The sequence below is a fragment of the Paraglaciecola psychrophila 170 genome (assembly GCF_000347635.1).
Classification (GTDB): Bacteria; Pseudomonadota; Gammaproteobacteria; order Enterobacterales; family Alteromonadaceae; genus Paraglaciecola; species Paraglaciecola psychrophila.
On the sequence record NC_020514.1, the window covers coordinates 921373 to 936749 of the forward strand.

14 protein-coding genes and 1 pseudogene are annotated in these 15377 nt (G+C 39.7%); 7 read left to right on the forward strand and 8 right to left on the reverse strand.

The window, feature by feature from the left end:
• The first annotated feature begins 136 nt into the window (after positions 1 to 136).
• The 4 genes from C427_RS04060 to djlA all read left to right on the forward strand — a co-directional run bounded on the left by C427_RS04060 (position 137) and on the right by djlA (position 2673).
• Entirely contained in the window at positions 137 to 1162 is a 1026-nt protein-coding gene (locus C427_RS04060) for an aminoglycoside phosphotransferase family protein (protein WP_007640227.1), read from the forward strand.
• A complete protein-coding gene (locus C427_RS04065) occupies positions 1152 to 1619 on the forward strand; it encodes a nucleotidyltransferase family protein (RefSeq protein WP_322786668.1) in 468 nt (155 codons plus the stop codon). The genes C427_RS04060 and C427_RS04065 overlap by 11 nt, the downstream gene beginning before the upstream one ends.
• Before the next feature lie 85 nt (positions 1620 to 1704).
• On the forward strand, positions 1705 to 1833 hold the full coding sequence (locus tag C427_RS28465; protein WP_322786669.1) for a hypothetical protein: 129 nt from the start codon (positions 1705 to 1707) through the stop codon (positions 1831 to 1833).
• A gap of 9 nt (positions 1834 to 1842) precedes the next feature.
• Positions 1843 to 2673, forward strand: coding sequence for a co-chaperone DjlA (gene djlA / locus C427_RS04070; RefSeq protein WP_007640231.1), 831 nt, complete (start codon positions 1843 to 1845; stop codon positions 2671 to 2673).
• 35 nt (positions 2674 to 2708) lie between these two features.
• Here djlA and C427_RS26685 read toward each other — a convergent pair whose 3' ends face one another.
• From C427_RS26685 to C427_RS27030, 3 genes and pseudogenes are all read right to left on the reverse strand, one after another.
• Positions 2709 to 3161 (reverse strand): bile acid:sodium symporter family protein, encoded by a 453-nt coding sequence (locus tag C427_RS26685; RefSeq protein ID WP_015430445.1) that lies wholly within the window; start codon positions 3159 to 3161, stop codon positions 2709 to 2711.
• Between the two features lie 151 nt (positions 3162 to 3312).
• Entirely contained in the window at positions 3313 to 3471 is a 159-nt protein-coding gene (locus C427_RS26690) for a hypothetical protein (protein ID WP_201765508.1), read from the reverse strand.
• Positions 3472 to 4007: 536 nt separating this feature from the next.
• A pseudogene (locus C427_RS27030) lies at positions 4008 to 4199 on the reverse strand (hypothetical protein); the annotation flags it as partial.
• Between the two features lie 457 nt (positions 4200 to 4656).
• On the opposite strand from C427_RS27030, the gene C427_RS04090 reads away from it, so the two are divergent.
• Positions 4657 to 5415 carry a choice-of-anchor H family protein gene (locus C427_RS04090; protein WP_007640237.1) on the forward strand — a complete coding sequence of 253 codons (759 nt, stop codon included), beginning with the start codon at positions 4657 to 4659 and terminating at the stop codon, positions 5413 to 5415.
• 231 nt (positions 5416 to 5646) lie between these two features.
• Here the strand turns inward: C427_RS04090 and C427_RS04095 are convergent, their stop codons facing one another.
• Complete coding sequence (locus C427_RS04095) at positions 5647 to 7407, reverse strand: acyl-CoA dehydrogenase family protein (RefSeq protein ID WP_007640239.1); 1761 nt, start codon at positions 7405 to 7407, stop codon at positions 5647 to 5649.
• Positions 7408 to 7561: 154 nt separating this feature from the next.
• The gene (locus tag C427_RS04100; RefSeq protein ID WP_226991212.1) at positions 7562 to 7903 is read right to left on the reverse strand and encodes an NUDIX hydrolase; all 342 of its coding nucleotides are present in this window, start codon (positions 7901 to 7903) and stop codon (positions 7562 to 7564) included.
• Between the two features lie 286 nt (positions 7904 to 8189).
• On the opposite strand from C427_RS04100, the gene C427_RS04105 reads away from it, so the two are divergent.
• Positions 8190 to 9254: an efflux RND transporter periplasmic adaptor subunit gene (locus tag C427_RS04105; RefSeq protein WP_007640243.1), complete on the forward strand. Its 1065-nt coding sequence runs from the start codon at positions 8190 to 8192 to the stop codon at positions 9252 to 9254.
• Positions 9255 to 9257: 3 nt separating this feature from the next.
• Positions 9258 to 12371 (forward strand): efflux RND transporter permease subunit, encoded by a 3114-nt coding sequence (locus C427_RS04110; RefSeq protein ID WP_007640248.1) that lies wholly within the window; start codon positions 9258 to 9260, stop codon positions 12369 to 12371.
• A gap of 263 nt (positions 12372 to 12634) precedes the next feature.
• On the opposite strand, the gene C427_RS04115 is transcribed toward C427_RS04110, so the two are convergent.
• The 3 genes from C427_RS04115 to C427_RS04125 form a co-directional block, all read right to left on the reverse strand.
• A complete protein-coding gene (locus tag C427_RS04115) occupies positions 12635 to 13102 on the reverse strand; it encodes an outer membrane lipoprotein (protein WP_007640249.1) in 468 nt (155 codons plus the stop codon).
• A gap of 56 nt (positions 13103 to 13158) precedes the next feature.
• Positions 13159 to 13761 (reverse strand): penicillin-binding protein activator LpoB, encoded by a 603-nt coding sequence (gene lpoB / locus C427_RS04120; RefSeq protein WP_007640250.1) that lies wholly within the window; start codon positions 13759 to 13761, stop codon positions 13159 to 13161.
• Between the two features lie 171 nt (positions 13762 to 13932).
• Complete coding sequence (locus C427_RS04125; RefSeq protein WP_007640251.1) at positions 13933 to 15270, reverse strand: COG3014 family protein; 1338 nt, start codon at positions 15268 to 15270, stop codon at positions 13933 to 13935.
• Positions 15271 to 15377 lie beyond the last annotated feature (107 nt).

Consider the following 15377-nt stretch of genomic DNA (forward strand, 5'->3'; position numbering starts at 1 on the left):
TTACATTTAAAACGGCTAGTTAACGTGTAATTTTAAAGGTTTCAATGGGATTTACCAGTAAACTTGCAAAAAAAGCGTTATTTCGCCATTCTTGACCTTCTTCCAGCAGCCAATTATTGAATAATAAGAGATCAACTTGAAAACACCGTTAACTTTCAAGCAACTTCGACAAAAGAAATTACATAATTGGATTAACCAAAATACTGATTTTGAATGTGAATCGTTGGAAATAGTATCTGGTGATGCTGGTTTTCGTCGGTACTTTAGGTTTGCTTGTTATGGGCAATCGATTATTGCCGTTGATGCGCCTCCAACAAGTGAAGACACCGCTCAGTATATTGCTGTGGCTCAAAGTTACCGAGAAAAGGGTATAAAAGTACCTGAAATATATGCCCACGATCTTGCTCAGGGATTTTATCTTCAGCAAGATTTTGGTAACCGCTTGTTTAGTGATGTTTTAACAGAAGATACCTGTGACCTGCTATATCCAAAAGCGTTAGCTAATATTCCCATTATCCAGAGTTGCTTATCCACTGAAAGCGGACCATTACCAGACCATGATGGTGCATTTATCGACATAGAATTAAGACTTTTTCCAGATTGGTTATTGAATAAATACTTGCAGTTACGTCTGACTGATTCAGAAGAAAACATGCTAAGTAAGGTTTTTGACGAAGTCAAAAGTTCATGTTTGATACAACCTAAGGTAGGTATGCACCGAGACTATCATTCACGCAATCTAATGTTGCTTGAGGATGATGAGATCGGGGTGATTGATTTTCAAGATGCGGTTGTGGGACCTATTACTTATGATGCTGTTTCGCTACTAAGGGATAGTTATCAAGACTGGCCACAAGAAAAAGTACAGCAGTGGTTACAAGACTGGCATGCAGAATATTATGCTCAGTATCCTTGGATTGAATTTAAAATGTGGTTTGATAGTGTTGGGATGCAGAGGCATATCAAGATTGCAGGGATATTTGCTCGTTTGTTCATACGTGATCACAAATCAAGCTTCTTGGCAGATATTCCTCACACTTTGCATTATCTGATTAACGAAGCCAGTCAATACCCAAAATATTCTGAGTTTGCTCAGTTTGTTAGTGAGCGAGTGTTGCCAAATGTTTTGCAAAAACTAAAGTCTACTCATCATGACACTTAATACTGCGATGATTTTAGCCGCAGGTAGGGGAGAGAGAATGCGGCCTTTAACCGATTCTGTTCCTAAGCCTCTGCTTAAAGTTCAGGGTAAACCTTTGATTGAATACCACCTTGAAGCGCTTAAACGCTCAGGTTATGAGCGAGTTGTTATTAATCATGCATGGTTAGGTCAACAGATTGAAAGTGTCCTGGGTAATGGTGAACGTTTTGGTTTGGATATACTCTATTCTGCTGAGTCCCGTGCATTAGAAACTGCGGGAGGCATAATTAACGCATTGCCATTACTTTGTTCAGACTCAAAGGATGAAATGTTTACTGTGGTTAACGGTGATATTTTTACTGATTTTAATTTTGAGGCTTTACCCAGTTTTTTATCCGAAGGGGTAGAAGCGCATTTGGTGATGGTTGATAATCCTGATCATAATCCAAAAAGGAGATTTTTATTTTACGGGTCATGATTTAGACCCTAAACAAGGATCTAAATTAACGTTTAGTGGGATTGCCGTTTATCGTAAAAGCTTTTTTGCACAGCAGTGCTCCGGGGTGAAAACTTTGCCCCCTATGTGGCGAACAGCCATTAACCAAGGTTTAATTGCAGCGCAACATTTTACGGGGCAATGGATAGATGTGGGTACCCCACAACGATTAAATGCATTAAATAAAAAAAATTAACGGAAGCAGATGATAGGTAAAATTTTAGGTACCATTTTTGGTTTTATGTTTGGGCGTATCCCAGGTGCGGTTTTAGGTTTTATGGTCGGACATATGTTCGACAAAGGTTATAGCAAAAATTTCAATCAAACCGGTGGATTCAACCGTTTTTTTGCGAGCAAAGATGAATTCAAAACCCAAGCGGTTTTTTTTCATTGCCTGTTTTCGGTCATGGGGCATGTAGCCAAAGCTGATGGCAAGGTAAGTGATGTCGAAATACGCATGGCTAGTGCCTTGATGGATCAGATGAACCTTGAAGGCGATGTGCGCAAAGAGGCGCAGCAAGCTTTTAGAGATGGCAAGGCTGCAGATTTCGCTCTGAAACAAACCGTTCAAGAGTTTAAAGAGTCCTGCCATGGTCGCCGTGATATTGTGCAGGTGTATTTAGAAATCTTAATCCAAGCGGCTTATGTTGATGGCAAACTGGATAAAGCCGAACAAACTATTTTAGAGACGGTGTCTCAATATTTAGGCTTTAGTCAACACGACTTACTTTACTTAATGTCAGCATTTGAAGCAGAAATGCGTTTTAGACAAGGGGGTGGGGGTCAACAACACACTAATGGGAAAAAGTATTCTTCCCAACAATCCTTGGATGACGCCTATAAAATTCTCGGTGTTAAAATATCCGACGACGGTAAAAGTATTAAGAAAGCTTATCGCAAGCTGATGAGTGAACATCACCCCGACAAATTAGTCTCAAAAGGTTTACCCAAACAAGCACTAGAGATAGCAAAAAATAAAACCCAAGATATTCAGTCAGCATACGAAATGATCAAGGAAAGGCGCGGGTTTAAGTAGACAATGTATGGGTTGAAAAAGGCTTTCTAGCTTCGTTATAGCCTTCTATTTCCTTCGATTGAGGTTTCTGTAATTTTGCTGCGCCACCATGCAGCCAATGATGAGCCCGTGATATTCATTATTGGACCAAATACGGCTGGCGCTAATCCCATGCTCGTGACTCGTCCCACTTCTAACGCAATACCTGATGCAAGTCCTGAGTTTTGCATATCTACTTCGAAGGCAATAGTGCGTGAAGAATCTTCGTCCATGCCAAATAGTTTTGCGCTGCCATAACTAAACGCGTATCCATGTATATTATGGAGCAATACCCAAACCACTAACAGCGCGCTTATGTCGAGTAAACTATCGCGACCCACAGCTGTGATTACCCTAATAATTATGGTGATACCCCGCGTCGATAACTTAGGCATGGCGCTATCGACTATGGGAAAGCGACCATGCAACCAGCGATTGAATAACAACCCCGCTATAATAGGTAAAATCATAATTATGTTAATACTCTAAACATCGCCATTAATGGGTACAAACTGATCGGCAAATAGCGGCATATAAAAAGGTGTAATAAAGGACGCGAGTAACGTAATTACAACAGTAAGAGTAACCGATAGCGCCAAATTAACGCCATTACGTTTGATGCTAACCCACTAATATAATGCCCGAAGGGATTTCAGGTGGCAGTGCGGCGGCTGTTGCCAAACTAAAACTAATAAACGGCATAGTTAAAAACTGGCCGACCAAGCCAATCAATACCCTTTTTGGCATTTTACTAATCTGCAAAAAATATTTTATGTTCATGGACGTGCCCATGCCAAACATGATGACCATCAATAAAGGCACGATCAGTTCTTTGTATTGGAAATTACCAAACCCAGTGAACAGGGCAGAGTAAAACTAAGCGGTACTGACGGCTGCAAAATACTTAAGGTAAAAGAAAAACATGAAGATCGTTAATTGGCTCTTAAAAAGAATACCAACAATATAAAAAAGCAATCGCAATCGGCCCTGACATCGCCCATTTAAATGTGGCTTATTAAAAAATAAGCTGGTGACACCGGCAACTAAGGTGACCATTCCGAGTGCATTTTTGTGGTGATTATTTGGCTTCCAGTTACGTATATTGGCTAGCTTATTTAATCCGTTTAGTTACAGTCATTTTTTATATCCCTCATAAGAAAAACACCTGATTTAAATTTAACGATGCTCAAACAGCGTTGGTTGTAAGGGGCACTAACTTAGAATTGTAGGACTATAATATTTTTTAAGTAATTAAATATAAAGAGCCAACGTTTAAGTTGGCTCTCGTTATCTAAAATGTAGTTGCAGGTATAATCTTATTTTAAATTAAAGCGGTCTGCGTTCATTACTTTTGTCCAAGCTGCAATAATGTCTTGTGTGAATTTTTGCTGTGAATCATCACAAGCATAGTCCTCTGCGTTAGCGCGTAATTGCGAATTAAGATCGAATATTAAATCTGCCCGGATAGCAGTCCATTTTAGTTCGCCAGTTAGGCGATCAAGCTTCTCAAATTCCTCTGCATAACGGTATGACTCCCCCATAGGATTAGAATACGTCGAATGTGATGAAGAATATTTAGATTTAATTGATTTAACCACCAATAACGGTTTGCTTTTAATATTTTCTGAGTTTGCGGTCATCGACTCATGCATGACGGGGCATTTTTAGGTACTTTGTTTATCATCGCTCTGCATATCTTTTTCACGATTTGGAAACGGTGCTTAAATAATGCTGTGCTAGGAACAGAGTAAGGAAACAAAATTTTCTATTTCTATATTGGACCTTACATCAGCAGGTTGTAAGTTAGATATCAGCGTAATAAGAACACTCTAATCGTTTTTTACAATCGATGTACTTATTTTTAATTTTTTAGATTTGTCATGATTAAGTTTAATTAAGCCAGTCTTCAGTTTTTGTTCATGCTTTTCATTCCACACTAACGGCAAGTTTGAAAAGGAAGATGATATGAAAAATATAAAGTGGTTAATGTTAAGCAGTTTATTATTATCCAGTGTTGTTTTATCTAAAGTTGTAAATAGTTCAGAAAATGACAGTTGGAGTGCCCAGTCAACTGAAAAACAATTTGAGCAAACAAGTAAGATAATTTACAAAGCGTCGAAGGATGAGCAAGCCAATGAGCTAGTACTGACGTCTAACGCCATGTCAAAAAATGCAAATACTGCTAATAGTAAAAAAAGTGCACAAGCTAAAATATTAAGCGTTAGACCAGTGGCGAAGGTATATAATCAAGAATTCTGGATTTTTGACGCATGGGTTGAATTTTATAGTGATAACGATAGAGACGGATATTTTAACCACTTTTCGGTCGAATTTGACGCCGACACCGAATATAGCTCTGCAGAGGTGTATGCCAGATTATATTTGGGCAAGGATGAAGTGTTTAAGGAATATCATACAACATCTATCTTTAGCATTTTTTCTGACAACAGTGATGACAGTTTTGTAGTGGAAAGTGAATTATTAAACGGTTTTTCTTCTGCTGAATATGAGGTGTTAATTGAATTGTATGATGCCTATAGCGATGAACTAGTGGCTGTTCTTGATGGCAATGATGATGCCGATTTGTATTTATTATCCCTAGAGAGTAAAGAGTACGAAACACCCCAGGTAATTGTTATTCGTGAGCATGGTGGCAGTGTGAATTTATGGGGTTTTTTACTGTTATCCTTATTACTTATTACGCGCCAGTATAGACGAGCCTAATTGGATTAGGAGTGTGAGACTAATAGAGTGGTTTTAGTTTTGTTGAATTTGAAAGCAGAGCTCTTAACATCACTGTGAGTGATGTGTCCGCACCTGTTACTTTAGGTTTATTTACTATTGCTTTGGTTGGATTGGATTGGATAGTTTACGCCGCAAAGCTTAGAAAATAATTAAAAGGCGGTTGATATTATATCAACCGCCTTTTCTGATTTCTGTCAGTTCGTAGCTTTTTTATTGATAATCAAATTCTGCATCGCTTACAACCATCAAATCATCTGCGCCATTAAACAAGTTTGTTTTAAAGCCGTCTTTTCTAGGTAACAGTCTTTTAATATAAAAAGCACAAGTATTGGCTTTACCTAACTTGATGCTTTCAATATCTGAATGTTCTGCGGTATCCGCCATGCTCAACCAAATTACACCTAACAAACAATAAGCGCTGTAATTCATAAAGTCGTATGCTGCACCTGCTAAATCAACCGCATTTTGTTGTTTTAGCTCGGTTGCTGTGGCCAACCATTCGGCTAGTAGTTCAGACGCTTGTGTTTGCATATCGGCGTTAGTCATCTGTTCTATTTTACTGTTAAACAGCTCGAATGTATCTTCCAGCATAGTGCCTTTGTCACGGGCCAATTTTCTGGAGATTAAATCCAGAGCCTGAATGCCGTTGGTACCTTCATACAACTGGGCAATTCTGGCGTCGCGAACGAGTTGCTCCATGCCCCATTCACGAATATAGCCATGGCCACCGTAGACTTGTATACCGAGATTACTCATCTCGCTACCCATATCTGTCATAAAGCCTTTAACAATAGGGGTTAAAAAAGAGATAACGCTTTTCGCCTTGTGCTTTTCTTGATCTTTACCAAATCTTTCTACATCCATCTGCTGTGCATAAAGCAGAGCTAAAGCACGACAGCCTTCGGCTATGGCTTTTTGAGTCAGTAACATTTTGAGAACGTCAGGTTGATGAATTATTGGGTCAGCTTTTTTGCTTGGCTCCTGTATGCCTTGAGGTGCGCGGGACTGCAAGCGGTCACGTGCGTATTCCAAAGAGCCTTGATAAGATGCTTCTACAATGCCAAGACCTTGTAGACCTACTTGAAAACGTGCGTCATTCATCATAGTAAACATACAGGCAAGGCCGTTATTTGCTTCGCCAACAAGAAATCCTTGGGCACCATCAAAATTCATGACACAAGTAGGGCTAGCTTTAATCCCCATTTTTTTCTCAATACTGCCCACGGTGACTGCATTTCTTTGGCCGATACCACCGTCACTAAGAGGTAAGAATTTTGGTGTTAAAAATAAACTGATGCCTTTCACACCCACAGGTGCATCGGGGAGCCGGGCTAGAACTAAATGGATGATATTATCTGTCCAATCGTGATCCCCAGAAGATATAAATATTTTGCTTCCGGTTATGCTAAAGCTGCCGTCTTCATTGGGTATAGCTTTAGTGCCTAATAAACTTAAGTCAGTTCCTGCATGGGGCTCTGTTAAACACATAGTGCCAGTCCATTCACCAGACACAAGTTTGGATAAGTAGGTATTTTGAAGGGCAGTACTTGCATGTTTTGTGATGGCTAATATGGCACTTTCGCTCAGCATGCCCGTCAAGCGCCAGCTTAAGTTGGCTGAATTCAACATTTCATGGACTGGCACTGCGACGGTATTGGGCAAATCTTGCCCACCAAAGTCAGCGTTTCCTAACATCGCGTTCCATCCGTTTGCTACGTAGTCTTTGTGAGCCTCAGCAAAACCATCGGGAGTCGTGACATTTCCATCAATTAATTTAGCACCTTGCTCGTCACCTTCTCGATTCAGTGGAGCAATGATTTCTTCTGCAAATTTTGCGCCCTGCAGTAGGATTTCGTTGACTAAATCCTTATCAAAATCTTCTAATCCTAATTTTTGATAATGTGCCGACAGATTTAACCAATCATGTAGTATAAATTGCATATCTTTTATTGGGGCATGGTATTGGGGCATAGGAATGATCTCTAAAAATCTAATATTGTGGTGATTATACTGTTATTTGATGGTTTTAGTTCCTAAAAGTCATGTAATGACTATTAAAAGTGTTGATGTGGCGTTACTCATTTTATGAATGATCGCTGCTTTTAGCCGACGTTACAGCTCTAAATTAATCCAGTTGATTATAAGCTTCACGTAATGTAATCAAATTTATGCCGTTAACCCAGTGATCTTGTTCTGTATTAAACGGGTCAACCAGAGAAATTTTACTGACTTTTTGTTGGGCCCATGCTGGTACTGGAAATTCTTGAAGTTGCCTAGAAAATTCATCTGTGAGTTTACATTCAAAATATTGGGTTTCATCAGGGGCTGTAAACAGTAACTTACCTACTTCAACATTTAATCCTGTTGTTTCCCACACCGCTTTATGTGCGGTACATTGAGCGCTTATTAATTTTTGTTGTTTATGAGTGGGTAAATCCCAGCCCATGGCGTCATTATTTTTGACCACTAACAGTCGAACGTTTGATTTTATAAGACAAGCTGCTGCCGAAGGCTTTGTTTCTGTATATAATATGTTAGTCCGACACATCGGGTCCGCAGGGATGTCTCTACTGCATCCTAATGCAAAAAACACAAAAATTGTTGTTACAAATAACCTGTTCAGCATTATGTCATGTACACCAGTAGTATGAATTTAGTTATTATTACATTTATTTCCTCATTCTCCATCATTAATGGTGGATGCTAACAATTCAAAGTTTCTATTCAATTTTATATTTTAAATAGGTCATATCATGTCTAAAGGGTTAAAAGTTTCTCCTCTGCTAATTGCTGTTGTGTTGTGTTTAGGTCTGGTGGTGTATCTATATTTGCCAAAGGAGGAGTCTCAACAAGTTAGACAAGCCAATGCTACTTTAGTGAAAGTACATCGCGCAGCTGAAGAACAGTTTGAAGTAATTGTTGAAGCGTTAGGTACGGGTAGGGCAAATGAGTCAGTACTTATAACCACACAAACTTCAGATATTGTATATAAAATTAATTTTGACGACGGTGATAGGGTCAAGGCTGGCCAAGTATTACTGACCTTAATCGACTTAGAAGAAAAAGCGCGGTTAGCCGCGTTAGACGTTGATTTACAGGAAGCAAATCGCCAATTAAATCGCATCGCTAACTTAGCTAAAAACAATGTGGCGTCTGAACAATTATTAGATGAACAACAAGCCGAAGTTAATGCTCTGATAGCTGAAATGAATGTATTAAAAACGCAGATGCGCGCGCTCGAAGTAAGGGCACCTTTTGATGGTTTATTGGGATTACGTCAAGTCAGTGTTGGGGCGTTAGTTCGACCCGGTGATGCCATCACTACCTTGGATGATTTATCTATTATCAAAGTTGATTTTAATATTGCCGAGGTGCATTTGCCTAGCTTGGCGATTGGTCAAAATATTCGAGCAACATCCATTGCCTATCCTGATGAAATATTCGAAGGCAAGATAGTCAGCATAGGCTCTAGGGTTGATCCTGCTACACGCGCAATTCAAATTCGTGCAAATATTAACAACCAAGATTTTAAATTACGTCCGGGTATGCTATTACAGATTAACTTGCAGAAGAAGATGCTGACTACTTTGATTCTTCCAGAAGCTAGCTTAGTACCAGTCGAGGATAAACATTTTGTGTTTGTAGTTAACGATGCAGAAGTCACCAGAAAACAGGTGAAAATTGGCCTGCGTAAACCGGGTAAAGTACAAATTATTTCGGGTTTAAACGAGGGGGAGCTGGTGGTGATTGAAGGAGCATTAAAATTAAGAGATGGCTCAAAAGTCAAAATTCTTAATATTGATGAGATAGAGGGGTAAGCCATGTTTCTTTCAGATATATCGGTTAAACGCCCAGTTTTTGCATCAGTTGTGAATTTGTTACTTGTGGTCTTTGGCATCGTTTCTATTAGTTTATTATCGTTGCGAGAATATCCTGATATCGACCCCCCAATCGTTTCAATCAACACTAATTACCCAGGTGCTTCAGCCTCGATTGTAGAAACACGTATCACACAGTTAATTGAAGAACGTATTAGTGGTATCGAAGGCATTAAAAATATTGAGTCAAGTAGTCGCAATGGGCGTTCATCTATCAGTATTGAGTTTGACCTATCCAGAGATATTGATGCCGCATCGAACGATGTGCGCGAGAGAGTAAGCCGAGTACTCAACAATCTGCCTGATCAAGCAGAACCCCCTGAGGTGTCCAAGTCTAATTCAGACGAAGACGTTATCGTTTGGTACAACTTACGCAGCGACAACTTATCTGTGATGGAATTAACAGACTATGCAGATAGATTTGTAGTTGACCGTTTATCGGTTGCAGAAGGTGTTGCACGTGTGCAATTAGGCGGTGGTCGAAAATACGCTATGAAGGTGTGGTTAGATAGAAACGCTATGGCTGCCAGAGATATTACCGTAACTGATATCGAGAATGTTATACGCTCTGAGAATGTCGAATTACCTGCAGGTGAAGTGGAATCTATCGACCGGGATTTCGAAGTACGAGTAGCAAGAAGTTTTCTTACTCCAGAAGATTTTTCTAATCTAACCATTAAAGCCAGTGCTGATGGTTACTTAGTTAAATTAAAAGAAGTGGCACGAGTTGAATTAGGTGCGGAGGACGACGAGACCGAGTTTCGTGGTGGCGGAGTAAATATGATTGGTTTAGGTATTGTTAAACAATCAAAGGCAAATACCCTCGAAGTGGCCAGAGCGGCAAAAGCTGCCATTCAACTTATCGAGCAGACTCTGCCAGACAATATTTTTATTGTTCCAAGTTATGATTCTTCGGTGTTTATTGAAGCGTCTATAAATGAGGTATATGAAACATTAGCTATTGCTATCTTGATGGTGGTATTAGTTATTTATGTGTTTTTAGGCAATATTCGAGCGACGCTAATTCCTGCCGTTACTGTGCCCGTATCTTTGGTTTCCGCTTTTATCGTCATGTACGCCTTGGGATTTTCGATTAACTTACTCACATTGCTAGCGATGGTTTTAGCTATTGGGTTAGTGGTTGACGACGCCATAGTGGTGTTGGAAAACATTTCTAGGCGAATAGAAATGGGTGAACCACCAATTTTAGCAGCCTATCGAGGGGCAAGAGAAGTGGGGTTTGCGGTAATCGCTACCACTTTAGTCTTAATTTCTGTGTTTGTTCCCTTGGTATTCTTACAAGGTAATATTGGTCGACTGTTTACAGAATTTGCTTTGGCTATTGCAGCAGCAGTAGCCTTTTCTAGTGTGACTGCCTTAACTTTATCACCCATGATGTGCTCTAAGTTATTGAAAAAACGCTCAAAGCCTTCGGGATTTGCGCATTGGGTGGATAATAAGTTTAGAAAAATTGAACAAGGTTACTTCACCGGTTTAGGTACAACCTTACATCAACCCTGGTTAATGAGTTTACTGGTGATTGGTAGCATAGTGGCTTTATTTAAATTGATTCAAATATTACCCGGTGAGTTTGTACCCAAAGAAGACAGAGGCAATTTTTTTATACTGATGCAAAGTGCCGAAGGGTCAAGTTTTGAAAGCAATGCTGCTAATTTGAAAAAGATTGAGAGTATATTACTGCCCTATACAGAAACAGGTGAAGCTGATCGTATCATCGTGCGTACCCCAGGTTTTGGTGGCAATGCCGGTATTGCCATAGTCGGAACACCTATTGGTCCAGAGAAGAAGGGATCGACCTTTGATTTGATGGACGAAATTAGCGGAAAGTTGGTTAATATTCCTGACGTTACCGCTTTTGCTGTAATGCGCAGTGGGATTGGAGGGCGAGGATTAGGCCGACCGGTGCAATTTGTGTTGCAGGGTAATACCTATGAAGAGTTAGTAGAGTGGCGAGACATTGTATTAACTAAGGCGAGAGAGAACCCTAATTTGATCCGAATCGATTCTGATTATAAAGAAACGTGGCCACAATTATTGGTGAACATAGATAAGAACCGAGCCGCAGATTTAGGGGTGTCTATAAGTGATATAGGTCGAACACTTGAGACTATGTTAGGTCAAAGACGGGTTTCGACTTTTCTTGATAAAGGTCAAGAATATGATGTGATCATGGAAGGCTGGGAAGAGGATTATCGCAGCCCTTCGAGCATTGAAAATATTTATGTTCGCTCGTCTCAGTCTAATCAATTGATCCCTTTAGATAACTTATTGACTGTGGGTGAAAATGCCACCTCATCGAGGCTTAATCGATACAATCGAATGCGTAGTATTACTATCAGTGCCAACCTCGCTGACGGTTACACAGTAGGTGAAGCATTAGATTATTTACGTAATATTGTGGACACCGAACTACCTGCTGAAGTAGCTATAGATTATAAAGGTGAGTCGCAGCAGTATCAGGACTCAGGCAGCTCAATTTTGTTTATCTTTGTTTTAGCTCTAGCTATCACCTATTTGGTTTTAGCCGCTCAATTTGAAAATTGGATCCAGCCACTGGTGATTATGTTAACTGTGCCTTTGGCTTTAGTTGGTGCCTTTATAGGGTTGTATTTTTCAGATATGACTTTAAATATATACAGTCAGATTGGTTTGGTGATGTTGATCGGCTTAGCCGCTAAGAACGGTATTTTAATTGTTGAGTTTGCTAATCAGCTACGGGACGCGGGAGTAGAGTTTGAAAAGGCGTTACGTCAAGCCGCTACTCAAAGATTGCGACCCATAGTAATGACAGGCTTTACAACTATATTTAGTTCATTACCTCTGGTTTTAGCTACAGGAGCAGGGGCTGAGAGCAGAACAGTGATTGGCATGGTGATATTTGCCGGTGTGACAGTTTCGGCTTTTCTAACCTTGTATGTTGTGCCTACTGCTTATTATTTATTGGCTAGAAATACAGGTTCACCCAATGCAAGAGCGCAAATGATAGCCAGTTTAGAAAAGACTATCGAATATAAGAAAGGTGATTTGGATATTTGATCTCGATTTCTAAAAACGAAGCCTAGCTTGTGAGGAACAGCGACGCTTCGGAGTATAATTAGTAATTTTTTGAGTGAAATTAGAAACTAAAAAGCCCCTACAATATCAATTACAGGGGCTTTTTAGATTGTTATGATAACTTGCCAAAGAGGCTTTATGGATAGCACAAAGGGCTTTGATAACGCGATTTACGTAGTACTTTGAGTTGGCGATTATACTAAGAAATAGTGATAAATTATCTAATCAATAACCAATTTCAATCATTATAATTGTTTATCTATGCGCACCGAGCCATTGGATAAATAAATCATACGGATTTTGTCTTGTGTGTGAAACAACATTGATGGGTCAAAATCCTGAACCACCATGTATTCACCGTCATTATCGATGCTGATCATTAATTCAACTAGCTGAATAGTCACATGTTTGACTCGGGCATGGCTGTCATTAGCAATCGAACTACCTAACATGGCTCCCAATATAGTAGAAAGGGCTCGTCCGCTACCACTACCAAATTGATTCCCTATGCTGCCACCAATTAACGCACCACCAAAAGTTTTCCAGCCTTGATTACGATCTTGGGTTAATTCAGTTTCTGTGATTTGACGAGCTGAGGTGACCTTTCCAAATAAAACTTTATCAACTGGCACTGCTTGATTGCGATTATAATCTGCTGTTGCTTGGGAAATATGCCCTGCCATTAAGATAAAACAAACTAACAGTGCTTTCATGGTTGTACCCTCATTATTAGTCTAATGTTTATAAAATGCTGAGTAGGGGCCTTAACCTACCAGCCTAATAATTTTTTACTGCTGGTCTTACGTATTTCAGTTTCATCCGCCCACTCTACCAAGCCACTTTCTAGGTCCATTAAGCGCATGGTGAACTTGTAATACACATCTGATTTATCATTATTTGTTTTCACAATACTGGCTAGATTTCCATACAACATATATTCAGCGCCAACTTGCTTACCAAATTGAACCGCTTTGTTTGGGTTGACTAAATCACCTTCATTTTGATAGTTAAGCTGCTCACGCACGGCTGTCACTTTAGTCATGTCTACAAAGCGAAACTTGCCAGAGCGTAACAATTGGGTTGATATTGAATCAGTTAGCGATTCGGTATCAATATGTTCACTCGTTTTATTCTTAACCGTATCAACAAACACTATGGGGCGTTTATTAGCGGTCATGGTGCCAACGACTGGTGACTGTATCAATGACTCTGTCATCTGATCTGCAATTTTTTGTAAATCTGTAGACCCAAAGTTTATATCTGTGGTTTCAACTGCGCTAGCATCACCATAACTAACCACTGTCTTATTGGCACAACCAGCCAATAAACTTATTGATAAGCCCATGGCACTCACTAATAGTAATTTTTTCATAACTTATCCTTTTATTCATATTCTGTGGGGCTCTTTGTTTTTTATAAAACAAGCCACCTGTTTGTGATCCTGCCTGCTTAAAATGTGGGCACTGAAGGGCTCGATATCAATGGCGACACAGTCGATTTTGATGTCTATTTTAAGTTATTTGCTGAAAATTAGTATGTCTTGTCATAGTTGTGTAAGTTTATGACTTTGAAAGTTTCCAATAGTTGTTAAATTTAACAAACTAATGCGTTTAGTCAGGATGTTTACTTCGATCAACTCCGTTTTACCCCCAATGTTAAGCTCTATTGCTTGTTGTCCAGGCGGTAAAGAGAGCCGTAATATTTGTACTTCATCGGGTAGGGTTAACCAACTACGTGTATCTGCCTGTTCTGAGGCAACGTTGTATAAAACGGCCAAAATATTGCCAATGTCACCCCCTTGTTGGCTCATGGTATTACGAAGCTTTTCTTTGGCTACAAGACGCAGAGCTTGGCGTGTTAATAAGCTAGGCATTTGTTGTTGCAACTCTTTAGCTGCGAGCGATTGTAGTCTCACAATCTGTTCAGATGTATAGATTTGTCCCGCTAAATTAATGGTTAAGCTTGGATACTTAACAAGCGTTCCATTGTAAACCGGTAAAGCAAAACTAAAAAATCGGGGCTGATTAACGGCACTGAATATTGGTAGATTGAGAGACACTTCTTGTCTAGGGTTAATCGCACCGTTTTCAATCAAAATAACCAATTCCCCAGCGTTAGCCATTTTAGGTGCCTGATAAGCACCGTATTTAGCTGTCAATGCCGCAAGGTCAGCCGTCATATCGAGTTTGGTGGCCAGGCGTAGTACATCTTTTTGCAAGTAATGATTGTTTGGATAGATTTCTAAGGCACGTTTGTAGTCAATGTAGGCATCATTGGGCTGCATTGCGGCCTCATATAATAAACCAGAAAGGTAAAAGGTATAAGCATTTTGAAAGCCATTTTTAATATCACCAATCATTGCTGACATAGAGGGATACGCTTGATTAAAAGACTGTATATCAACGTTGATATCGCCTTTATCTAAGTCTTGCTGATGTGCTCTTAATGTTTTTTCTTGGACTAAGTTTGCGCGGCGTACTTCTACTAAAGCACCTTCAAGCCGGCCTAAGAACAAGTAATTTAAGGCTTGATAACTGTGTAACATCGTTTGTTCATAAGGTGGGATTTGGTAAGTAATCACATTGTCACTCGTCACTAAGGATGCCATATTGGCGGCGCCACGACTCAGCCTGAGTTTTGCTTTAGCTGCGTCTTCATCTAATACTTCCGTCACTAAGGCAAAGTCTTTGCGACTCTGCGTCCAGTCATTGGCTAGATAATATAAACGCGCTTTTTCAAGTAGATTTAGAGTGTAATTATTTCGATTGGCTTTTGCCCCAACAATTAATGCGGCAGCGGTTTTAAAATCACCTTTTAACTGAGCAGATCTAACATTTTCAAGTTGTGCAGCATAGTCAGAAAATAAATCTTTAAAACCCATACTAGCGCAGCCTGACAAACTCAAAGCTAAGTTGAACACGATCACAAGCTTTAATAGGAAATTAGGACGTAATAATGTAAAAACTGATAAACCCATGAAAAGTGTAA